The sequence below is a fragment of the Streptomyces mutabilis genome, from assembly GCF_014649815.1.
GTDB lineage: Bacteria > Actinomycetota > Actinomycetes > Streptomycetales > Streptomycetaceae > Streptomyces > Streptomyces mutabilis.
In genome coordinates this window covers 358,782-381,349 of sequence record NZ_BMTT01000005.1, presented here as the reverse complement: position 1 = coordinate 381,349, position 22,568 = coordinate 358,782, and the positions used below count along the sequence as shown (strand labels likewise).

General features: G+C 67.5%; 17 protein-coding genes and 4 pseudogenes. 13 read left to right on the top strand and 8 right to left on the bottom strand.

What is annotated here, in order from left to right; translation table 11 throughout:
• The first annotated feature begins 820 nt into the window (after positions 1 to 820).
• The 3 genes and pseudogenes from IE142_RS14640 to IE142_RS14630 form a co-directional block, all read left to right on the top strand.
• Positions 821 to 1,372 (top strand): manganese efflux pump MntP, encoded by a 552-nt coding sequence (locus IE142_RS14640; RefSeq protein ID WP_043384834.1) that lies wholly within the window; start codon positions 821 to 823, stop codon positions 1,370 to 1,372.
• Positions 1,373 to 1,588: 216 nt separating this feature from the next.
• Positions 1,589 to 3,814, top strand: coding sequence for a catalase/peroxidase HPI (katG, locus tag IE142_RS14635; RefSeq protein WP_191886149.1), 2,226 nt, complete (start codon positions 1,589 to 1,591; stop codon positions 3,812 to 3,814).
• A gap of 108 nt (positions 3,815 to 3,922) precedes the next feature.
• A pseudogene (locus IE142_RS14630) lies at positions 3,923 to 4,598 on the top strand (IS110 family transposase); the annotation flags it as partial.
• Positions 4,599 to 5,348: 750 nt separating this feature from the next.
• Here the strand turns inward: IE142_RS14630 and IE142_RS14625 are convergent.
• The 3 genes from IE142_RS14625 to IE142_RS14615 form a co-directional block, all read right to left on the bottom strand.
• On the bottom strand, positions 5,349 to 7,028 hold the full coding sequence (locus tag IE142_RS14625; protein WP_043384828.1) for a PQQ-dependent dehydrogenase, methanol/ethanol family: 1,680 nt from the start codon (positions 7,026 to 7,028) through the stop codon (positions 5,349 to 5,351).
• 16 nt (positions 7,029 to 7,044) lie between these two features.
• Positions 7,045 to 7,500, bottom strand: a complete 456-nt coding sequence (locus IE142_RS14620) for an MSMEG_3727 family PQQ-associated protein (protein ID WP_043384826.1) — start codon at positions 7,498 to 7,500, stop codon at positions 7,045 to 7,047.
• A gap of 933 nt (positions 7,501 to 8,433) precedes the next feature.
• Complete coding sequence (locus tag IE142_RS14615; protein ID WP_191886148.1) at positions 8,434 to 8,622, bottom strand: hypothetical protein; 189 nt, start codon at positions 8,620 to 8,622, stop codon at positions 8,434 to 8,436.
• A gap of 814 nt (positions 8,623 to 9,436) precedes the next feature.
• Here IE142_RS14615 and IE142_RS14610 point away from each other — a divergent pair.
• Complete coding sequence (locus tag IE142_RS14610; protein WP_191886147.1) at positions 9,437 to 10,885, top strand: DNA-binding protein; 1,449 nt, start codon at positions 9,437 to 9,439, stop codon at positions 10,883 to 10,885.
• 848 nt (positions 10,886 to 11,733) lie between these two features.
• Here IE142_RS14610 and rpe read toward each other — a convergent pair.
• On the bottom strand, positions 11,734 to 12,417 hold the full coding sequence (rpe, locus tag IE142_RS14605) for a ribulose-phosphate 3-epimerase (RefSeq protein ID WP_229830506.1): 684 nt from the start codon (positions 12,415 to 12,417) through the stop codon (positions 11,734 to 11,736).
• Positions 12,418 to 12,654: 237 nt separating this feature from the next.
• Here rpe and hxlA point away from each other — a divergent pair, with 237 nt between their 5' ends.
• The 4 genes and pseudogenes from hxlA to IE142_RS14585 form a co-directional block, all read left to right on the top strand.
• Positions 12,655 to 13,284 carry a 3-hexulose-6-phosphate synthase gene (gene hxlA / locus IE142_RS14600; RefSeq protein ID WP_191886146.1) on the top strand — a complete coding sequence of 210 codons (630 nt, stop codon included), beginning with the start codon at positions 12,655 to 12,657 and terminating at the stop codon, positions 13,282 to 13,284.
• Between the two features lie 270 nt (positions 13,285 to 13,554).
• Positions 13,555 to 13,866, top strand: a complete 312-nt coding sequence (locus tag IE142_RS14595; protein ID WP_191886145.1) for a hypothetical protein — start codon at positions 13,555 to 13,557, stop codon at positions 13,864 to 13,866.
• A gap of 240 nt (positions 13,867 to 14,106) precedes the next feature.
• Positions 14,107 to 14,721, top strand: coding sequence for a GPR1/FUN34/YaaH family transporter (locus tag IE142_RS14590; protein ID WP_191886144.1), 615 nt, complete (start codon positions 14,107 to 14,109; stop codon positions 14,719 to 14,721).
• Between the two features lie 174 nt (positions 14,722 to 14,895).
• A pseudogene (locus tag IE142_RS14585) lies at positions 14,896 to 15,039 on the top strand (DUF8834 family protein); the annotation flags it as partial.
• A 52-nt stretch (positions 15,040 to 15,091) separates the two neighbouring features.
• On the opposite strand, the gene IE142_RS14580 reads toward IE142_RS14585, so the two are convergent.
• Positions 15,092 to 16,335, bottom strand: a protein-coding gene (locus IE142_RS14580; protein ID WP_191886143.1) for an IS3 family transposase whose coding sequence is annotated in 2 segments (ribosomal slippage) — positions 15,092 to 16,053 and positions 16,053 to 16,335 — 1,245 coding nt in all. Because the reading frame shifts where the segments join, the coding sequence is not laid out codon by codon here.
• A 391-nt stretch (positions 16,336 to 16,726) separates the two neighbouring features.
• On the opposite strand from IE142_RS14580, the pseudogene IE142_RS36625 reads away from it, so the two are divergent.
• A pseudogene (locus tag IE142_RS36625) lies at positions 16,727 to 17,178 on the top strand (molybdopterin dinucleotide binding domain-containing protein); the annotation flags it as partial.
• 134 nt (positions 17,179 to 17,312) lie between these two features.
• Here IE142_RS36625 and IE142_RS14575 read toward each other — a convergent pair.
• From IE142_RS14575 to IE142_RS14565, 3 genes and pseudogenes are all read right to left on the bottom strand, one after another.
• Positions 17,313 to 18,185, bottom strand: a pseudogene (locus tag IE142_RS14575) (IS481 family transposase); the annotation flags it as partial.
• Positions 18,182 to 18,520, bottom strand: coding sequence for a MarR family winged helix-turn-helix transcriptional regulator (locus tag IE142_RS14570; protein ID WP_229830478.1), 339 nt, complete (start codon positions 18,518 to 18,520; stop codon positions 18,182 to 18,184). The gene IE142_RS14570 and the pseudogene IE142_RS14575, both read right to left, overlap by 4 nt.
• Before the next feature lie 95 nt (positions 18,521 to 18,615).
• Positions 18,616 to 18,996 (bottom strand): hypothetical protein, encoded by a 381-nt coding sequence (locus IE142_RS14565; RefSeq protein WP_191886141.1) that lies wholly within the window; start codon positions 18,994 to 18,996, stop codon positions 18,616 to 18,618.
• 463 nt (positions 18,997 to 19,459) lie between these two features.
• Between IE142_RS14565 and IE142_RS14560 the strand changes: the two genes are divergently transcribed.
• The 4 genes from IE142_RS14560 (at position 19,460) to IE142_RS37655 (ending at position 22,071) form a co-directional block, all read left to right on the top strand.
• Positions 19,460 to 20,242: a transposase family protein gene (locus IE142_RS14560; protein WP_229830476.1), complete on the top strand. Its 783-nt coding sequence runs from the start codon at positions 19,460 to 19,462 to the stop codon at positions 20,240 to 20,242.
• Between the two features lie 406 nt (positions 20,243 to 20,648).
• On the top strand, positions 20,649 to 21,299 hold the full coding sequence (locus IE142_RS14555) for a Chromate resistance protein ChrB (RefSeq protein WP_229830475.1): 651 nt from the start codon (positions 20,649 to 20,651) through the stop codon (positions 21,297 to 21,299).
• Entirely contained in the window at positions 21,296 to 21,715 is a 420-nt protein-coding gene (locus tag IE142_RS14550) for a YkvA family protein (protein WP_229830473.1), read from the top strand. Before IE142_RS14555 ends, IE142_RS14550 begins: the two co-directional genes overlap by 4 nt.
• A gap of 8 nt (positions 21,716 to 21,723) precedes the next feature.
• Positions 21,724 to 22,071: a GPP34 family phosphoprotein gene (locus IE142_RS37655; protein WP_368857229.1), complete on the top strand. Its 348-nt coding sequence runs from the start codon at positions 21,724 to 21,726 to the stop codon at positions 22,069 to 22,071.
• Positions 22,072 to 22,568 lie beyond the last annotated feature (497 nt).

The following is a 22,568-nucleotide window of genomic DNA, read 5'->3' as shown; positions in this document are numbered from 1 at the left end:
ACCGCCGTCGCCCGCTCTGCCTTCTCCCGCAGCACTGCCGCGGTCGTTGCGGCGCCCTGCTGGACTCCACCGGGGCGCTGCGGGCCGTCGGTCCCCGCTCGTGGGCTCCACGGTGCCGTTCGACACCGATTACCGCCCGCTAGTGGAGCGTAAGTTGTCGCCCCGTTAAATCGAAGCTACGGTTTCGATACCGCGGGATTTCGTGACGCGGCCGTCAATTACGTGGATCACGCTTCCCGACTTTCACCCAACCTTTCGGGCACAGTCGGCAGGAGGAGGAATCATGACGTGGGAAACTCCGGAATACACGGTGATCGAGGTTTGCGCCGAGGCCAGTGGATACTTCTACCGGGGCTGACAGCCGACCTGACGGGCCGTTTTACTCGATGCCCCGCAGTCACGGAAGGTGACTGAACCGAGACTGGATTAGTCTGCGTTGACGCAAGGCCGCAAGCATTGATCGTGCAGAGGCCTTGCGTCATTCGCTGAACCGGGGTTTCAGGCGTGCCGCCGGAGACAATCGATTGCGTGCGGCGTCAGCAGAGCTGCATTCCACGGTTCCGCGCCGGCGGGCAGATTGTATTGCCGTATCCCTCGATTGCATGCACCTTTCGCCACGCCAATGCCCATGCGATCGAACTCCCGTGCTATTTTCCTCCGGAATCGCGTTCGCGGAGGTGCAGAGCTCAGGCGGGGCGCTCTCAACGATTCCGTACGCGGCAGGGTTTCCGGCTGGAAACAGCGAGCGTGCCCCAGCAGTGAGCCAGTCCCGGCTGCAGAAGAAGTCTGAATTATCGTTGGACCTTTTAAGGTGGTTCAGATGACCCTTGAATTCCTTCCGCTGGTGGCGCTCGCTTTTGGTCTCAGTCTTGATAACTTCCGCTCGGCGATTGCCATCGGAACCATTCCGTTCAGCTGGCGCCGCGCCGTGCAGATATCCCTCATCTTCGGGGCGTTCGACACCGTGGGCCCGCTCTTGGGAGGACTGGTCGGTCACTACCTGGGCGGTTTCCTCGGTGATTGGGCGGAATACATCGGAGCGGCCGCACTCGGGGCGTACGGTCTGTGCTTTCTTGTCAGCGCAGTGCGGAACCCGGAGCCGGAAGAGATGGACCATCCGTGGGTGACGCTCTTCGGTATGCCGCTCACACTGAGCATCGACAATTTCTTCGCAGGCGCCGGTCTGGGAATCGCCGGATTCTCTCTCGTGATCCCCATGCTGACTTTCGGCGCGATGACGGTGGTCATGTCGCTGGCTGGACTGTTCGTGGGCCGGATGGCTGCCAAAGCCGTCCGGATCCGTTCCGACTTGTTCAGCGGTATCTCACTTGTCGGGGCGGCGATCCTGCTGCCGTTGGTCTTCAACGGCTGAACGGCGGGGCACCGCCGCCGTGCCGCGCCGGCCCGTTCTTCGCCTTGACCGGGTGCTGAAGAGGCACCCGGTCAAGGCGAAATCCACATGCACCGTCCACAGGGCTGTTCGTATCGGCCGCGGGCGACCGTGAGACCGGGTGCCGGCGCCGGTCTCCCGACACGATGCGCCCAGGCAATCGATATTCTCAGGCTCGGCAACACCTGGGAGGACTCCATGCCCGAGAATCCCGATACCCACGTCTACCGCACCTACGACAAGGTCTTGAGCGAGGGGCAGTCGGCGCGGCGGCGGAATCATCCGGCGGCCGGTGGAAGTCCCAACGACTGGTGGCCGCACAGGGTCGACTTGAAGGTATTGCACCACAACCAGCCCGCAGACAACCCGCTGGACGAGGACTTCGACTACGCCGAGCAGTTCAATACCCTGGATCTCGCCGAACTGGCGCGTGATCTGGACGCAGTGATGACGGCTTCGCAGGAGTGGTGGCCCGCCGACTTCGGTCACTACGGTCCCCTCATGCTGCGCATGGCCTGGCATGCCGCGGGGACCTACCGCGTCAGCGACGGCCGAGGCGGCGCCAGCGCTGGGATGCAACGCTTCGCACCGTTGAACAGCTGGCCGGACAACCGCAACCTGGACAAGGCGCGTCGGTTGCTCTGGCCGGTGAAGAAGAAGTACGGGCGCAGGATATCTTGGGCGGACCTGATGGTCTTCGCCGGCAACCGGGCACTGGAGTCGATGGGCTTCAGGACTTTCGGGTTCGGCGGCGGTCGTGCCGAGGTATGGGAGCCCGATGAGACGTACTGGGGCCCGGAACGCAAGTGGTTGGCCGAAGAACGGTACGGCGGTCTGCACGAACTCGACGAGCCGCTGGCGGCCACCGAGATGGGGCTGATCTACGTCAATCCGCAGGGTCCGGCCACCAATCCCGACCCGGTCCTCGCGGCCCGCGACATCCGGGAGACCTTCAGGCGGATGGGCCTGAACGACGAGGAAACGGTGGCGCTCATCGCGGGCGGACACACCTTCGGCAAGACACACGGCCCAGCGGACCCGAACGTGACCGGCGGCCCCGAGCCCGAGGCAGCGCCGCTCACCGCGCAGGGCCTGGGCTGGCTCGGCGGGATCGGGGCGGACACGGTCACCACCGGACTGGAGGGAATGTGGACGCGCACGCCCGTGCGGTGGGACCACACCTTCCTCGAAACATTGTATGAGTACAAGTGGGACGTCGAGCTCAGCCCGGCGGGCCTGTGGCAGTGGATCCCGAGCGACGGCCAGGGCGAGGGCACCGTGCCGGACCCCTTCGATCCGGACAAGAAACACCACCCGGTCATGCTCACCACCGACCTGTCCCTGCAGGAGGACCCGGGTTACGACGCGATCGCGCGGCGGTTCCTGAGGCACCCGGACCAGTTCGAGGACGCGTTCGCGCGGGCGTGGTTCAAGCTGACCCACATCGACATGGGTCCGGTCCGACGCTACCTGGGGCCGCTCGTTCCGGCCGAACGGCTGATCTGGCAGGACCCGGTGCCCGAGCTGGACCACGCGGTCGTGGACGCCGACGACGTCGCCGCCCTCAAGCGCGACATCCTCGGATCGGGGCTGACCGTCGCGCAACTCGTCTCCACCGCATGGGCGTCGGCTTCGACGTACCGCGACAGTGACAAGCGCGGTGGAGCGAACGGGGCGCGGATCCGGCTCGAACCGCAACGCGGCTGGTCGGTCAACGAACCCGAGCAGCTGGATGTCGTGCTGCCCGTGCTCGAGGCGGTCCAAGAGCGGTTCAACGCCTCCCAGCAGGGGGACAAGCGGATCTCGATGGCCGACTTGATCGTGCTCGGCGGTTGTGCTGCGGTGGAGCAGGCCGCCGCCGCCGGCGGCCACGAGGTCGACGTTTCGTTCCGTCCCGGGCGCACCGACGCCGTCCAGGAGTGGACCGACATCGAGTCGTTCGACGCGTTGAAGCCCACGGCAGACGCCTTCCGGAACTATCTCGGTGACGGCTTTCGGATGCCGCCGGAACATATGCTGGTCGACCGGGCCAACCTGCTGACCCTGAGCGCGCCTGAGATGACCGTGCTGCTGGGCGGGCTGCGGGTACTCGGAGCCACCCACAGAGGTTCCTCGGAGGGTGTGCTGACCTCGGCGCCGGGGACTTTGACGAACGACTTCTTCGTCAACCTGCTGGACATGGGGACGGTGTGGGCGCCGCGGCAGAGCGGACACGTCTGGACGACGATCTACGAGGGCCGCGGCCGGGACACCGGCGAGCTGAAATGGACCGCGAGCCGGGTTGACCTCCTCTTCGGTTCGCACTCCGAGCTGAGGGCGCTTGCGGAGGTCTACGCGAGCGACGACGCGGGTGAGAAGTTCGTCCGGGACTTCGTCGCCGCGTGGGTGAAAGTCATGGAGCTCGACCGCTTCGATCTGCGCTAGCGGATGGCGGATGGGCGGCAGGCCTTGTCGGCGAAGCAACCGGTGACCGCGGCGTGTGCGGCGCGCGGTCACCTGCTGTCGGGGCAACGGCTGCGGCACGAGGCCGTTCTGTGCCGTTCTGGCCGCGACTCGGCGGGGGGTCCGGAGGCTGCGGCCCCATGCGCCGGACCGCGGCACCGGGCCGGCGCGGCTGTTGCCTCCGACAGGCTCAAGGTCAGGTTCGGCACGGTTGCGGTGGGAGTGGACCGGCCCGCTTCCATCGGCGCCCTGCCGCTCACGGCTGCCCGGGAGGCCGGCTGCCAGGTCGCCTACCTGCCCGGACTGGCGATGCGGCGGATCGCGGGCCACCACCCCGGCGAGGTGAAGACCGACGCGAAGGACGCCACCGTCATCGCGGACGCCGCCCGCACCATGCCCCGCACTCCGCGCACCCTCGGCCTCCCCGCCGAGGTCACCGCAGAGCCGGCCGTGCCCGTCGGCTCCGACCAGGACCTCGCAGGTCCTGACCTCGGTGCCCGGCATCGGCGTCAGGACCGCCGCGGTCCTCCTGACCGCCGTCGGCGACGGCAGTTCCTTCCCCACCGCCGGCTCGAACGGGCGATGTTCCTGTCCGCGTCCGCCGCCCTGCATGGTCCCGCCTGCCGGGCCTACTACGACCGCTGCCGGAAACCGCGGGAAGGCCCACCCCCGGGCACTCCTCCGGCTCGCCCGACAATGCACCAGCGTCCTGCTCGCGATGCTCCGTGACGGCACCTTCTACGAACCCACAAATCCCCTCGCCTCGCTTGACGGAAGACATGGAGGCACCCCCCGGCGCGCGACATGGACGTGCCGCGCGGGTTCCGGGCGGCCTCGGGGGCTGTGGGGGCTGTGCCGTCCGTGCCGACTGCGTCCGGCGAGGCGACGATCGCCCCCTCGCGTTCTTGGCGGCCTTGCGAGGTGTGCCGGCCCGCCCGCGTCCTCACCGTCCGCGGGCGCCGGCCCTCATCCGGGGGCCGTGCACGGCGCAGAGGGGAGCTTTCCACCGCTGCCGTCGCCCGGCCCCATTGGGGGGGACACGTCTTCTCGGCGCAGCCGGCTTGCTGCTCGTGGGCTGTTCAGCCTCGGTACCGGTGCACGTCGCACACGCAGTACATGAGACGGCAGCTGAAGCATGCGGGCTTGTCGACGCACGTGATGCAGGGCCCGCAGTGCACCGGCTCGGTGTGTCGCGCCTGGTCTGCGGGCTCGTAGGCGCCGCAGTGGTGGCACGGCAGATGCTCGGCAGTGTCCCGCTGGGGCACCGACGGGTGATTCATCACATCACCTTTTCCTTCGCTGGTTTCCCATGGCCGAGGCACGGGCCGGGACATCCACCGCTTGCGAGACCACAAGGGCCCGTGGCGCAGCCCGCTTTCCCGCCCGTCAGCGGGAAAGCACTCGCCCGGTGATCGGGACGTTACCGGGACGTCTCGATCACCGGGCGGGTGAACAGCAGACCGCCGGGACGTTGCCTCGTGTCTGGCGTCAGTGCCTCGTCAGTGCGACTTGTCCGTCACAGGGAGAACGTGATCACCGCGGCACCGTGCCCCTGACCGGACATGCCGGGCATGATGCCTTCGAGCCAGCCACCCCAGCCGACCGGCACCGTGATGTACTGCTTCCCGTCGACCATGTAGGTACTCGGGCTGCTGTGGTGGCCGCTACCGCACTGGAAACTCCAGAGCTTTTCTCCGGTCTCGGCGTGGAGCGCCATGAACTCACCCGTGGGCGTGCCCGCGAACACCACGTTCCCTGCGGTGCTCAGGGTCGACGCGGCCATCGGCATGTCGAGCCGGTAGCGCCACTTCTCTTCACCGTGCGAGTCGAACGCGCTGACCGACCCGGCCATGTTGTCGATGTCCACCTCGACGGCGGCACCCCAGTAGGGCATGCCTTCCTTGAACTCGCGACGGCGCCGGGTGGCAGTGGCACCCACGTCGGCCACCGGGACGTAGAACAGATCGTGGTCCGGGTTGTACGAGGCGTGTGTCCACTCCTTCGCACCGGCGGGGCCGGGGTAGAAGTGGCAGGGTTCGCCTTCCTTGTCGGGGTACTTCCGCGGGGTCACCTTGCCGTCGCGGGTGATGACGCCCCAGTCGATCCGGTCGACGAAGGGCGTGACGTGCTGCAGCTCGCCGTTGGTGCGGTCGAGAACGAACATGTACCCGTTCTTGTCGAAGTGAGCGAGCAGCTTCTTGCCGTCCCGCTCGAACAGGGTCATCTCCATGGTGGAGTCGTAGTCCCACAGGTCGTGGGGGGTGAACTGGTAGTGCCACTTGATCTCGCCCGTGTCGGCGTCCAGCGCGACCACGCTGTCGCTGTACAGGTTGTCCCCCGGACGGACCTCGCCGTCGAAGTCGGGTGCCGGGTTCCCGGTGCCCGCGTAGTAGAGGTTCAGCTCCGGGTCGTAGGTTCCGGTGACCCAGTGGTTCGCGCCGCCTCGCTGCCAGGCCTCTCCGTCGTCGGGCCAGGTCTCCGAGCCGGGCTCGCCCGGCTTCGGCACGGTGTAGGTGCGCCAGCGCTGCTCACCGGTCTCCAGGTCCCAGCAGTCGATGTGACCGCGGACGCCGTACTCGCCGCCGGCGGAACCGGTGATGAGCGTGTCCTTGATGACCAGCGGAGCGATCGAAGCGCTCTCGCCCGCCCGCACGTCGCCGATGGTCTTCTGCCAGACCTTCCGGCCGTTCGTGGCGTCGATTGCCACCAGCTGGGCGTTCTGGGTCACCATGTAGACCTTGCCGTTGGCCACCGCACAGCCGCGATTGACGTTGGCGCAGCACAGCGTCACGTCGAAGGGGATCGCGTGCTTGTAACGCCACAGCTGCTCGCCGGTCGTCGCGTCGAGCGCCCAGAGCCAGCCGTCCCAGCCGGTGACGAACATGACGCCGTCGACGACCAGCGGGCATGCCTCGAACGCATAGGTCGAGGTGGAGGCGATCATGCCGGTTGCGCTCGCCTGGTGGATCCACGCGACCTTCAGGTTCTTGACGTTCTCGGCGTTGATCTGGTCGAGCAGGCTGTGCCGCTTGCCGTCGTAGTCGCCGTAGTAGGTGATCCAGTTCTGCGCTTCGCTGCGCGCCTGGAGGATGCGCTCGTAGTTGATGCCGCGTGTCACGTCCGGAGCACTGTGCGGCAGGCTGGAGAGCTGACTGTGGTCGAACGCCTCGCCGGCGTCGACGTATTCGACGGTCATGGTGGTTCCTGCCTTTCTACGGCCGGGGCTGGGCGGGTCGGTCGAGCTTGGCTTCCGGCGGTACTTCGCCGGTCACGACGATGGCGGCGGTCAGTCCCCTGCCCTCGTCATTGCCGGCCGGCGAGCCGTACCAGTAGTAGCCAGGACCGTCCAGTTCGAGCGTCGCGCGGCCCTTCGAGTGGTTCACCAGACCGATGAACTTCTTGTCGCCGTTACTGGGCAGCAGGCAGGCGTGGGTGTTCTTGTCGTCGTTGACGATCGTCAACTCGACGGTGCCGGCATGCGGCAGTATGAGGACCGCGGGCTCCCACACCATCGCATCCTCCGGGATGCGGATGGTCGCCTCCATGGTGCCGTCGGCACGCTCGGTTGCCTTGGCAATCGAGCCGGTCCCGAGCAGCGCACCCATGGTCGCCTTGTTCTGTCCGCCGATTGCGGCCAGGAGATCGGCTTGTTCCTGGGCAGTCGTCACCGGACTTCACCTCCTCGTTAGCAAGAAAGGAAAATTCTGGCGGGTTTCGCGGGACAAATCACCAACGGAAGACGTCGGCTCTTGACGACGAAATCGGAAGCGTCGTCGCCACGGCCGGCCCGACACCGCCGTTCCCCCGGCAGGACGTACCGTTCGCGTCAGTCCTGCGCCTGGTTCCTGGTGTAACCCGTGGTGTGGTCAGATACGTGCCAGGACACTGCTGTCTCGGCCGGCACGCCACGGAGGCCGTCCCCGCCCCGCACGAACCGCCCCCGCGCCCGGTGCACCGTTGCCTCGCCACGACTGTGAGTGGACGGGGCGAGCCAGCGTACCTGTGCCATGTAGGACCGCCTTTGGTCTGTCGCTGACCCGGACGGCACACATGCGTGTGGTGCCGATGATCGCTCGTGTGCTGCATGTATCGGGCCGGCCCGCGTTGCTTGACCTTCGACGTAAATTAAACTGACCCTCGGTTTGAGGACAAGCAGAGCGGGATGAATGCGGGCGAACAATCCACGAACGGTCGTGAAGCCGAAATCATCGGTGGCCATCCGCCCACGAGCGGTCGACATGCTTTTGCCCCGACTTGTGGTTGTTCCGGCCGAAGCTACGGCAATTGCCCAGGTGATGAGAAGCCGTTGCTCCGTCGGTCCGGGCGGGCGTGGTTTCGAGGTCGCCGATCCGGTCGGGTGATCCTGTGGCCGGCCGGCACGAGAGCGGGGCCTTCCGGCACAGCTGCTCCGGGTGCCGGATCAGGCCGGGCAGCAGGAGGGCCCTGGTGCTGCAGTCTTCCGTGCCGCCGCCGGTGCCGTCCAACCGGGCGTCTTCGGAGTGTGGTTGCCTCGCCCACCGGATCGGGAACGCCGTGGACCGGCCGTAGGGGCGGCCGGTGGATCCGTCCGGCATGAGCGACGGGGGGCCTGCCCGCCGGGGTCAACGACCGGCTGCGGCCCGGGATACGGAGCCCACGGCCGGCATCATCGACGCGCGGTCGGTGGGGGCGGCCGCGTCGGTGCCGGCCGCGGCCAGGGGCTTCGACGGCGGGAAGAGGGCCAACGGCCGCGGGGCGGCACACACCGTGGTGGGCACCCCCGGACTGCTGCTGACCGCGGCCACGTTCACGACACCCCGTCCCTCCCGCCCAAACACCGCGCCTTCACCTGACCCGGCGGCAACGGGCCCGTCGCTGCCGCAAGGACGCCGGTCGCCCGCGCAGGCTGTCCGCCTTGGTGGCCCGGTGGAAGCCGGGCAGCCGCGAGCCGATTCCTGCGCGCCCCGCACACGCACGACAGGCGCGCGGGCGGGGCGGGTTCAGCGTCCCGGAGGCGACCGGCCCGGCGGTATGCGCACAACGGCCCGCGGCCTGCTGCCGCTTTGGGTGCCGCATCTCCATGACACAGCCCTGTCCGTTCGGACGGCAGCGGCCACGTCGTCGTACGGCACCGTGAGAGCCACCCGGTCGCAGCGCCACCGGCGAGCCGTACTGCTCGGCAAGAGACGCCGCCGGCGGGGCCGTGAACGTCCCGGCCGTCTCCTCCCCCGGGCAGTCCTGTGCGGTTCTCCCCCGCGACACGCAGACCCGCCCGCGATCTGACGGCAGCCCGCGCTCTCAACCGTTGCAGGTATGCCTGACCTGGCAGGTTCCTCATTCTGGCCGACCGAGCCCACGTAGGCGCCGGCGCCACCGTCCGCCCCCTGCACACGGCCGCCGCGCACGCTGCGCAGTGCCCGCCCTCGCACGCCGGTGTCCTGGCGGGCACTGCGCAGAGCACGCTGTTCATCCCGACCGGTCTCACCGGCCATGCCGTACTCACCTTCATGACCTGCCGATACACACAACGAAGAGCGCACGCATGTCTTGAGATGTCGTGCGCCATGGGGTTACCTGATCGCTGGTGGTTGGGAACCTCACGCGCCAGGCGACAAGGAGGTCACGATGACCGGGACAGTGCCACCGCTGGCGATCGCACCGAGCAGGCCCAGCGCGGCCTCCGCCATGGCGAACGGCTCCGTGGTGGCTGCCTCATCAGCGAGAGAAGTAGCTCGTGCGTGGGAATGCTTCGCCGCGGGCGAAGACATAGAAGCCGGCGTCCGGCCCGAGATCCTCGCTTCGTGGTACCGGTGCCGTGATCAGTACGAAGTGGACCGGAAGCTGGATGTCGCACCGGCGGCGCGGGCCGACGTCCAACGAGTCGACACAGGCGTCATCTTCACCGCGCTCGGCGGCCTCGGCGCGCTGACTGGCCGGCAAGTGGAACGCGACGACGCCGTCGTCACCGTCACGGACGGGGACGGACGGGTCCTTGGAGCATGGGGCGACCCCACCGCACAGCGGCGGGCCGAGTTGCACAATCTCGCCCCCTGGTCGTCGTGGTCGGAGCAGTGCACCGGCACGAACGGAATGGGAACGTCCTTCGAGGTGTCCGGCCCCGTGACGGTGACGGGACCCGAGCACTGGTGCGAAGCCTTCCACCAGTGGTCCTGCGCGGGCATCTCCATACGCGACGTGGTGACCGGCTCGCCGGTCGCGTCGATCAACATCTCGCGTTGGAACGCGTCGCTGTCCACGTCCGTACCGTCATGGCTGACGAAATCAGTCGCGTGCATCGAACAAGAGATATACCGGCGCGCCGTCCACGAGGCGGACAAAGTAGTCTCCGAGTTCCGGAAGAAATGCTCCCGGATCAGTGGTCCGTTCATGGCGATGGACCGCGGAGGCAAGGTGATAGCGGCGAACGAAGCAGCCCTCAGGCATCTCGGCTTGCCGGACGAGCCCCCCATCGTCGCGGCAGCCATCGAACCGGCCGAACGCTGGGCACCGGACATCACAGGGCTTCCTGACGTGGTGCGGTGGGCCATGGACCAGGCACAGGGAAGCGAAGAGTGGACCGGCTACGCCTGTCTGCCCGTGTCCCCGGGAGAGGACGCCACACCGCTGACTATGCGGCCCGTCGTCGACTCGAATCACGTGGTGGGCATGCTGTGCATTCTCGGAGTGCAGGAGGGCGAACCCTATGTGGGCACCTCCCAAGCACCGGCCAGCCCGCTCCCCCAACGCGTCATCGGAATGCGTAATGACCGGCTGGTCCTGCTCGCTCCGTCGGAGATCCGCTATGCCGAGGCCGACCGGAACATCGTATGGCTGGTCACGGAGAGGGGGAGGATCCAAGCCGCCACCCGCGGTCTCGACAACGTCGAGCGGATGCTGACGTCTTACGGATTTCGTCGAGTACACCGGCGTTTCCTCGTCAACCTCCGCCGGGTAGCGGAACTGGAACGCGGCATCAAAGGTGAGCTCTTCCTCATCATGGATCCTCGTTCCCATGAAGTCGTCCCCGTTTCCCGGCGCCATGCCCCAGAACTCCGGCGCATGCTCGGTGTGTGAACCCCCGCTTTCGGTGTCCGCCACCCCAGCCGGACTCCGCGTACTCAGAATGCCGGCCCACGGCGCGGACCCGCGCCAGACCGCCGTACGCCCCGCCGTCACCTCGCCCACCGGGCAGCGCCACATCGGTCGGCACCCGCACCTCACCAAGGAACGGGCCGGCCGGTGAACGCCACGAGCGGACCGCCGTCCACGACGAGCTACTGCTGCGCAACCCGGCCCCGCCTCGCGGCAGACGCACTCCACGCCGCAACCCACCATCAGGCCACCAAGCCACGAGACCGAGCCCGACCAGGACCGCAGCCCCGCTGCCGGAACGGACCGGCGGCCGAAGCGGACCCGGCGGCGGCACACAAGCGTACGCACCTACGACCGGGCACTGACCGAGGCAACCTGCGACGCCCCCCACGACACGGACGCGACACGAAAACACCCGTGCGCCGGTCCGCCGGCACCGCTCCCCCCCGCGCAGCGTCCCCCTACCGCCTCCCGGCACGACGACGCCTCCACCGCCCCCCCTCCCGGCACGGCGTGCGGACCTCGCCGGCACCCGACCGGCGGAGAGAAAACGGCGCACACATCACACATACCCATCACACATACCGGCGCCGACCGGCCTGAATACCCGTCAAAGCCGACCGGACGATGCAGCTGACCGCCTGCCAGGTCCGGCAGCTGCATCCGCACCGCCAAGGCCACAGGCCGGCACGCCCCGCCTCCCACCAAGGCATCCTCAAACCAAGGCATCCTCAAACCAAGAGCCCCGGCCGGCCCCGCGGCCAGGCCGTGCCGGCTCCAGAAATCACCAAGCCCGGCAACGGCCAGCAGCAATGCCCTACCCACAGCAATCAACGCGCCATGCGCACAGCCTCCACCTGGCTGCGCAGCCGCTCCACGGCCTGAGCCGGATCCTCGGCAGCGTAGACGGCCGAACCCGCCACAAAACAGTCGACGCCGGCCTCGGCCGCCTGTCCGATCGTGTCGGTGTTGATGCCGCCGTCGATCTCCACCACCAGGTTCAGATGGCCGGTGTCGACCATTGCTCGGGCCTTGCGCACCTTGTCGAGGACCTCACCGATGAACTTCTGGCCGCCGAAACCGGGCTCCACGGACATCACCAGCAGCGTGTCGTAGTGCTTGAGCACATCGACATAAGGCTCCAGGGGCGTGTTCGGCTTGATCGCCAACCCGGCCTTCGCACCCGCGGCCCGCAGGTTCTTCGCAAGCATCACCGGATCGTCGGCGGCCTCGACGTGCACCGTGACGTTGTAGGAACCCGCCTCCGCGTAACCCACCGCCCAACGGTCCGGATTCTCGATCATCAAGTGGCAGTCCACAGGCAGGTCAGTGGCTGCCAGCAGCGACTGCACGACCGGCAGACCCAAAGTCAGATTCGGCACGAAGTGCGCGTCCATGACATCCACATGCAGCCAGTCCGCTCCTCGACCCGGTTGTCCTTTCACGGCAGCCACCTCGTCAGCGAGCCGTGCGAAGTCGGCGGAGAGAATGGACGGAGCGATCAACGTTTGGATAGACACGACGCCAAGCGTAAAACAGCCGGAGCGGCGGGTGGTTATTCGTTGTGCGCATCACGGGATTGTGATTTTGCATGCCGTTAACTGTTGCCGCGTTTTACGTGGTGGGCAAATGTGAGGGAGGCCGGTGACCGGCCCGGTCCTCGGTAGCGGGTGCGCGGATGCCCCCGCCCTCCGCCCGAGTGCTCCCGACGACGTGTGCGCAGCACCGTCTCCACCGATGAGGAGAACGTTATGCAGTTGCAGGTTGCGCTGGATGTACTCGACCTTCCCTCGGCGCTGACCCTGGCGAATCAGGTGTCCGAGCACGTCGACATCCTCGAACTGGGAACGCCCCTGGTGAAGTCCGTCGGCATCAGCGCGGTAAGCGCGATCAAGGCCGCGCACCCCGACAAGCTGGTGTTCGCCGACCTCAAGACGGCCGACGCCGGCGAACTGGAAGCCACTCTCGCCTTCGAAGCGGGAGCGGACCTCATCACCGTGATGGGCGCGGCCGACGACGACACCGTACGAGGAGCGGTCGCGGCCGGCCGCAAGTACGGCAAGAGCGTCGTCGCCGACATGATCGCCGTGGTGGACGGCCGGGTCGACCGGATCCGCGAAGTGGCGAAGCTGGGCGTGACCTTCGTCGAGATCCACGCCGGCCTCGACGAACAGGCCCGGCCCGGATACACCATCGACACCCTCCTCCACGACGGCCGCCGGGCCGGCGTCCCCTTCTCCATCGCCGGCGGCGTCCGCGCCGACACCATCGCCTCCGTCCGGGAAGCCGGAGCCACCGTAGCCGTCGCCGGAGGAGCCATCTACAACGCAACAGACCCGGCCGCAGCCGCCTACGAACTCAAAAAGCGCGCAACCGCCTGACCGGACCCGCCCGCTGTGTGCCGAACGAAAACCGGCACACAGCAGCCGGACCAGCCTCAGCACGCCCGGCGCCACGCACCCGGCCACCACAGGCACACCGGCCCAACTGACCGGTGCACCACGGCCCCCAACCTGACCACGACACCCGAACACACCCCGTCCCCCCCAGCCGTCCGACCCCCAGCGCCGGAAACCGGAAAAAAGACAGGCCGTCGTTCACACAACTCCAGTGCACCGCGCCGGAAAACTCGAACAGAAAAGAGAAACGGCGTGAAAACCCACAAGTCAGATACTCGGCCCCCACGGCACCACAAAGCCAACTCCTCCCTCCTGCGACTGGCCGCAGACATACTGCGGCTGCGCTACGCACACTTCAGCCGGCACACCGGCCTGTCCCCGACCGCAGCCGAAAAACTGGCGAACACCTTGGAAAGCATCGCCGACGGCCTCCCCACTCCCAACCACATCGATCCGAGAGAAGCAACAGCCCTGGCACACCGCCTGATCGACGACGACCATCCGGAACTGTCAAACATATGGCCCGCCACCCGGCCAACGGCCAGCCGATCAACCCACACGTGACAGCCAGCCGACCCGTGACCCACACCCCGAACCCACACAGCGGCTCCCTCATCAAAACCCCCGGCAAAGTGAACGAGACGGTCAACCAAAACCCGCCCACACCCCACCGCCCAGACACGGCACAGAAAGCCCCACCCCGCCACCACGTCTCCCCCCCACACACACAACCGGCCACCCCCCAAAACCGCCGCCCCGTTCGACAACTCCGACAACCACTCGCCGCCCAACGAGGAGTACACGATGACCGCTGCCGATGCCACCCAAGCCCCCGCCCGATCTGCACCAGCGGGCGACCCCGCCCTGATCGGCGTGCCCACCTTCATCGTCGGGGCGACCGCACTCGGCCTGGTACTGACCGGGTACGTTCCGGCGGGCGCCGTCGGCGCTTCGATCGCGATCATCCTGCCCGCGACCGGCCTGGGCCAACTCGTCGCCGCGGTATGGGCAGCGACACTGGGCCAGAACGCCGTCGCTGCCGTGTTCGGCGTGTTCAGTGGATTCTGGCTCAGCTACGCGGCACTCGTGCTCGGCCTGATCCACGGCTGGTTCGGCATTCCCGACAATGCGACGGTCGCCACACAGGGCCTGTTCCTGATCTCCTGGCTCGTCACGATCGTCCTGCTGACACTGGCCACGCTGCGGCTGCCCGCCGCATTCACACTGCTGTTCGCATTGATCGATGTCGCGCTCGCACTCGTGCTGTACGGCACAGTGAGCGCCTCCACGGCCGCCACCACCGCGGGCGGATACGTCGTGTTCGCGTTCACCGCAGTCGGGGTGTACATGTTCACCGGCGCACTGTCCGCCGCAACGGGCGGCAGACCGCTGCCACTGGGCCCTCCGGTGCTGCGCTGAAACACCCCGAGTGGGTACCCCGACCTGCCCGACAGCTCAGTGCGGCCGGCGCAAGCCATGAGGGCCATGAGGGCATCCGTACGCGAAACTCGGCGACAGCAGAGAAAAGAAACCACGGGCCACCCACCCAAAAGCTGTTTCCTCAAGAAGGACGGCCAGACGAAGGGGAAGTCCATGCTCTTCAAAATCATGCGGCTCGACGACAACGACGGCACACCCGTGGACACCACCATTGTGGACACCACCACCGTGACCCATATCGTCCAGCAAGCCGCCGCCATCGGACAACGGCTGTGGATCCGCCCGATCAAACCCTCGGGCCCCCAACCAGCGGAACCCTCCCTGAACCGCTCCGGGATCGGTGGAGGCTCTATGCGTTGACTCCAGCCGCCGGTCGGGGCTGGTGTTGAGCGTAGTGGTTGGTTTCGTGCTCGTGGGGCGGGAGGTCTCCGATCGCGGTGTGGAGGCGCTGGTTGTTGAACCAGTCGACCCATTCCGCGGTGCCGAGTTCGACGTCGGCGAGGCCGTGCCAGGGCTTGCGGGGTTTGATCAGCTCCGTTTTGTAGAGGCCGATCTGGGATTCCATGAGCGCGTTGTCCAGGGCGTCGCCGACGGTGCCGATCGCGGCGTCGATGCCGGCCTCGAGGAGGTGGGCCGTGAACGCGAAAGACGTGTACTGACTGCCGGCGTCTGAATGATGAACCAGCCCCGGGCCAGCGGGAGTTCCGGCCCGGTCTCGGCGCCACAACGCCATGTCGAGGGCGTCGAGGACGAGCTTGGCCCGCTTGCTGGTGGCGGCGGACCAGCCGACGACCGCCCGGGAGAAGACGTCCACGACGAACGCGACGTAGACGATCCCGGACCAGGTGGCGACGTAGGTGAAGTCCGCGACCCATCGCTCGTTCGGCCGGGATGCGGTGAAGTCGCGTTGCAGCAGGTCGGTGGCCCGATCATGGCCGTCGTCCCGGACAGTGCTGCGGATCTTCTTCCCTCGCCGGGCGCCCTCCAGGCCCAGGTCGCGCATCAGCCGTGCGACGGTGCAGCGGGCCACCGGTATGCCCTCGCGATGTAGTTGCCGCCAGACTTTCCGGACGCCGTAGACGCTGAAGTTGTCCTTGTGGACGCGGCTGATCTGCGTCTTCAGCTCAGTGTCGCGGACTGTCCGGGTGCTGGGGGTGCGGTTTTTCGCCGCGTAGTAGGTGCTCGTTGCGATCTTCAGTCCGTGGCTGGTCAGGACTCGGCAGATCGGCTCGACTCCGAACACCTGGCGGTGTGTGTCGATGAACGCTACGAGCGCTTCGCTGGCCGGTCGAGCTCGGCCGCGAAGAAAGCTGATGCTGCCTTGAGGATCTCGTTCGCCCGCCGCAGTTCGGCGTTCTCCGCCTTCAGGCGCTTGATCTCTGCTGCCTCGTCCGAGGTCACGCCCGGACGCTGGCCTGCATCGACTTCGGCCTTGCGGACCCACGTTCGCACCGTCTCAGCGGCACCGATGCCCAGCTTCGCGGCGACCGCCTTCATCGCGGCCCACTCCGTCGGGTAGTTGGGGCGGATCTCCGCGACCATGCGCACCGCACGCTCACGAAGCTCGGAAGGGTAGGGGGACGGACGTGCCATGACTCGATCCTCTCAGGGAATCGAGCCTCCATCAGACCCGGAGCGGTTCACCCACATGCACTCCAGAACCCCTGTACCGGCACCGGTTCCCGGTTCGGCACCCACCCGGTCTGCAACATATCCACGCGAGTGGCGGAGCAAGCGAGCGGGACGATGAGCTCGGTCGAGGACCCTGACGAGCGCCTGACCGTCACGCCGCCCACGACATGGGCGACCGGCACGCCAGCCGTCGCACACGCGATCCGGCCTCCCTGGGGCAGACCTCGGTGCGGCGCACTGCCCTGACGCTGCTGAACGTCAACCAGGCGGAGGGTTTCGACTGCCCGGGCTGCGCTTGGCCCATGAGCCCACTCGGCGTCACCGCAACGAGTAATGAGAACGGTGCCAAGCAAACGAGGGCCGGTTTCCGACACCAAGCGGCAAGGCGGTCTTCACCCTCAAACGCATTCGAGATGCTGCACCCCTGAGGGACACCTCACCCAGCAGACACTGCGCTCGCACGACCAGTGGAACACTGTCCCGTACTCCATGAACGACCGCTACCGGGGCATCCACAACGCCCGCAGGGTCTGCTGGTGAACACGGCAGACCTCAAAGCCCTCGGTCTTGAGGACCCCGACGAAGTCGATCTGGTCAGCGTCTGGCACGACGGTGTGGAACGCCGCGCCCCGGGTTCCCGAGTGGTTTCGTATCCAACGCCGCCCGGCTCCGCCGCCTATCACCAGACCAACGTCCTGGTGCCCCTCGACAGCGTTCGCCGACATCAGCAACACACCCACCTCCAAAGGTGGCGTCGTGCGCCTGGTGCCGGTACGGGAGCGGACGGACGCACGGGCCGGGTGACCGCCCGCCGACCGTGACCATGCGCACTCCCGGCCACGACTTCGACCTCGCGTGCCGGTGGCGGCCGCGGAGGACCTCATGCCCCGGGCAGGCGCGTGGGTACCCACTCATCGCCTTCGCCGAGAAACGAGACAACGCTCTGACCTGAACTCGCGGGCGTAGAGCAGTTCCTCGGCGAGGATCCTCTGGTAGCGCTCGACCTTTCCGTTGTGGCGTTGGGTATACGGCTTGGTCTTCTGATGCCGCGTGCGCTGGCCGACGATGCAGGCAAAGTCGCCGGATCGGTAGCAGGCCCCGTTATCGGTGACGACGCGGTGGATGTGAGTGATGCCGTGGGCGGCGAACCAGACTTTCGCTCGGGCGAGGAACGCCGCGGCGGTGGTTCCCTTCTCGTCGGGAAGGGGCTCTGTGTAGGAGAGCCGGGAGAAGCCGTCGACTGCGGAGTGCAGGTAGGTGTGGCCGCGTTTTGCGCCAGCTGACTTCGCTCGACCGACGGTCTTGGCCTGGTCGCTGGCGCGGCCATGGACGCGCCAGCCGCCGCCGTCGGGGATCCTGCCGACCTTCTTCACGTCCAGGTGCACCATGTGGCCGGGCCAGCGGGCGGTGATCTTCCCGGGCTTGCGGTTGTTGTCTCCACCAGGGTCGATGAACCTGCGGTTGCCCAGGCCGAGGCTGCTCAGGTGCCGGGTGACGGTCCGGCGGTTGATCACGAACCCGAGGCCGGCGAGCTCGTCGGTGATGCGCTGGGCCGACCACTTGTGCTCGCGCCGCCAGGACTCGATCTTCTCGATGACTCAGGCTGGTGTGGCGTGCGGGCTCCGGCGTGGGCTCGATGAGCGGTCGCGCAGTCCAGCCTCGCCGTGACGACGCCACCGGTTGACCCACTTCGACGCACAGGCACGGGAGATGCCCATCTCTGCGGCCACGTGCGCGATGGGGCGTGTCTTGCAGCGCTCGACCAAGCGGCGGCGGCCCTCGATGCTCAGCGGGGCATTGGCGTGGCTCATGCGTCCATCGCGTAGGAGCGCTCCATCAGGTCGGTCATCGCCTGCTGGAAGTCGCGGCGCTTCTTGTCGCTCCAGCCTGTGGTCAGCTGAACGAAGATGTCCTCCTGCCAGCGATGTGCCTGGTCCAGCATGGACCTGCCCGCGGAAGTGAGTGATGCTTCGCGTCGTCGACCATCGGCCGCGGACGCCGCCATGACCAGGCAGCCGGCTGCCGCACCGCTCTTAATCAACCGTGAAGCGCCACTCTGGTCGATCCCGATCTCGTGCGCGATCGCATTCACCGTTGCCGGGGTCCCGCGCAGGCTGAGCGCATGGACTGCCTCGCAGACCAGCACGAGTCGCCCCTGCTCGTCGCCCGTGTCTGCTGCGACAGGTCGGCGTGACCAGTGCCTGACGAAGTGGAACAGGACCTGTCCCGGACCTCGGTCTGTCATTCGGTTGCTGCCATCTCGCGGCAGATGTAGGCCAGCTCGAGAGCAGCCTTGAGGTCCGGCAGCCTCAGCGCAGCCGTGACCTTCCCGTCGGAGGCACGGAAGACCGTCGCCACCCGCGTGGGCTCCGTGCTCTCGGGCCAGGTGGCGTCTTCCTCGACCACCATCAGACGCTCGCTGACCGGGTGCCACGACAGAGGGACCAGCTTGATCCCCGAACGCTCCACCCAGTCAGCGAACTGCGTAGGCGTGATCGGACCCGCACCCTTCGGGCCGAGGACGACGACCGGATCACCGACCGCTGTCGCAGACCGCTGCAGGTCAACGGCGTTGACGCTCGCGTGCCACTCGTTGACCGCTTCTTCAAGGCTTGATTCCATACCCAGAACTATATGCGATCCGCATACATCTGCTCTCGGGTGGGCGCGACATCAACCTCCTGCCCCGCAACAGCTAACCAGTCGGTAAGGGGCCCGGTCCCCCGGTTGGTGAAAAATCCCTGGCCTACAGGAATCACCCAGGACTGACTCACCTGAGGACGGACGCGTACTGATCTCACCCGCCGTAGGTGAGGTACCAGTAGGTGAAGGCGCCGAGACAGTGGAAAGCCCCGCAGGCTGGACCATGCCTAACGAGCTCGTGCACGGTAAGCGGTGAGACGTCGAACTTCTGATCATCGATCATGGCCATGTGGTGGGGAACGTATCTCGTGCAGCGATCGTCAGCGACCGGAGGATGACGGGCCTGTCGGCCAACGTGATCGCTGAACTGGTCGCAGAGCTTGGCCCGTTGTGGCACGGACGACACCAGGCCGAGCTTGCGTCCCGTCCGCGGAAGCGCGCTGTGGGCGCAGGAGCGAAGCACCGGTCGGTGTTCGTCGACCGGCTTCTGGCCACGCTCGTGCACCTCCGGCATGCCACCACGCACGACGAGCTCGCCTGCTGGTTCGGTGTCGACCGCTCCACCATCACTCGTGCCATCGGTGAGGTGCGGCCTCTGCTGGCCGAGCGAGGGTGCAGCGTCAGCCAGGGGGTGCGGCTGCGGACACTGGCCGAGGTCATCGACCACCTCGGAACCAGTGAGAAGACCGGCATCATCGACGGCACCGAGATTCGGGTCCGCCGCCCGGCCGCCGGACGCAAGGACCGCGACCAGTTCATCTCCGGCAAGAACAAGCAGAACGCGATCAAGACCATGGTCGTCACGGACGGGGACGGCCGCATGCTCTTCTGCAGCCCGACCGAGCCCGGCAGCTGCGCAGACATCACCCACGCCCGCCAGTTGGTACTGGTCAGGCTCCTGGCCGACGGACCCGCGGTGGAGATCCTCGCCGACGCCGGCTACCAGGGCCTGGGCGCCCAGACCGGAGGCCGGGTGATCACACCACCACACCGCAAGTTTAAGAAGAACGCCCCCGACTGGTACGAGGAGATGTACGAGCGCCAGCGCAAAACGCACTCATCACGGCGTATCCGCGTCGAGCACGGCATCGCCCACCTCAAGAACTGGCGGGCACTGGCCCGCCACCTCGGACGCCGCGAGCACATGAGCGACACCGTCCAAGCCATCGCCGGCTTGCTGTCCCATCAGCAGACAGCGGACCTGAAGCTGGCACGACAGATGTGACCACGGGCCACACCGGAGTCCGCGACGTCTCACCGCTTACCGTGCACGAGCTCGTTAGCCCTGCCGCGAGGAAGCCGCTGCCCTGTCCGATGACACGTCTGTGAACCTTGGAGTCAGGGCCGGGACGGCGCCCGCTTCGGCATGGACGGCAGTGCCCCGTTCACGCCTGGTGTGGTCGGTCGAGCCCGGACACACGATGAGCTGCTGGACGGCCGCTGGCGTCATAGGCGGCCAGCTGCCCGTGAGGCCGAGCCGGGGAGAGTGGGCCTCCTGGACAGGCCGGCCGCAATAGCCGTAACGCAGCAGTCATATGCCGCCCTCACTCGGGCTGGAAGTATGCGCAGCACAGGCCTGCATTGGGATGAGACGGGTCCGGAAGGACTGTTACGGGCGTATCATTGCGGACGTGAGTGATGACGAAGGCAATGAGCCGGGGCCGGCGCGGGGTGAAGCGGCAGCCGAGGATGCCTGGCTGCTGGTAGCGGTGAGCACCGCGGGCGGCGCGGATTCCCTGCGCGTGCACGTGTGGCGCAAGCTGCGCGGGCTGGGGGCGGTGTACGTGCAGCAGTCGGTGTGCCTGCTGCCCGATCGCCCGCCGGTCGCCGGAACGGTACGCGCGCTGGTGGACAAGGTACGCGCCGGCGGCGGCACCGCCCGCTGCCTGCACCTGACCCTGACCGACCCGGTCGAGCGCAGCGAGCTGATCGGCGCGTTCCGCGCATCCGTCACCGCCGAGTATGGCGAGGTCCTGGAACGCCTGCCTGCTTTCTTCGCCGAAATCGAGACCGAGACCGCCAAGGGACACACCACCTTCGCCGAAGTCGAGGAATCCGAGGCCGACCTGGCCCGCTTCGAGGCATGGGTAGCCAAGATCGATGCCCGGAATTACTTCGCCGCCCCGATCGGCGCCGAGGTCCGCGCAGAACTCGACCGTGCCCGCAAAGCCATGAAGGCGTTCGAGGCCGCTGCCCTCGCCGCCGAGACGGCTCCCCACACCGACACCGGCCGCGGTGCGGTCCGGCTGCGCGCCGTGGAAGGACGAGGACCCCGCCCGTGAACACCTGGCTCTCCGTCGCCCTTGCCGTCGTCGGCGGCCTGATGCTGACCTGGCTACTCGTCATCGCCGCCATGCTGATCGTCCGGCCGCGCGGCAGCCTGTTCACCGAGGCCATCCGGTTGCTGCCCGACCTGCTGCGGCTCATCCCCCGCCTGGCCCGCGACCCGGACCTGCCGCGCGGGGCGCGGGTCCGGCTGTGGCTGCTGCTGGCCTACCTCGCGATGCCCATCGACCTGGTGCCGGACTTCATCCCCGTCCTGGGCTACGCCGACGACGCCATCGTGGTCGCCGCCGTCCTGCGGGCGATCGTCCGCCGTGCCAGCCCGCACGCCCTCAACCGCCACTGGCCCGGCACCGACGACGGGCTCGCCGCCGTGCGCCGGCTCGCCGGCCTGCCCGCCGCTACTACCCCGTAAGAGCGGCCGTGGTTCGGCCGCTCGGACCGGGGAAGGACCGGGAACGACGAAGCGACGTGCGGTGTGAGGGGGAGAACGGGTGTGCAGACTGGAGCCGGGCCTTGCCGGGAGACTTCCTGCTGGCTGTGTACCTGGACGGACAAGGCCGTGTCCCCCCTTATCGCACCGGCCTCGACTTCGGCCTGAGCGCAGCGGTACTGACCGAACTCGCTCTGGGCGGCTTCGTCCACACCGTTGACGGATACATCGTCGCTGGCCACGGAGCCAACCCGCGTGACCCCGCGCTCCGCGAGGTTCTCGGGCGGATCCGGTCGTCTCGCAGACTTCGCGGGGCAGCGGAGTGGGTCAGACCCTGAGCGTCAGCGCCCACAGGCGTCTCTCGGCCGGCCTGATCGCTCACGGCGTCCTCGTTCGCACGCCGCGGCGGGTATGGTTGCCGAAAAAGCGCACGGACCGCAGCTACGGTCAGCCGACCACAGCTTGGCATGAACACCTCACCGCTTCACCGCTACTGCGCGGGAGAGGCGGTACCGCTCAGCTCCGCGGACGTGGAGCGCTTCGCGGCCTGTGCGGCACAACGTCCCAGCAACGTCTGGGACTTCACCGCCGTTGGCTCCTGGCCGTGGCAGCCCGCCACCGTTCCCACACGGCGGGAGCGGGGTCAACACGTCCCAACGCAGGCGTTGAAACGCAGGCGGTGAATGATCCGGCAGACAGCGAGGCCGAGGAACGCTTCGTGCATGTCGTCGCGTTGTCACGAATGCGCAGGCAGCGAAGAGCCATGGAACCAGACGACCGTGCGCTCGACGACACAGCGGAAGATGCCCAGGCCAGCGCAGTGCGGCTCGCCCCT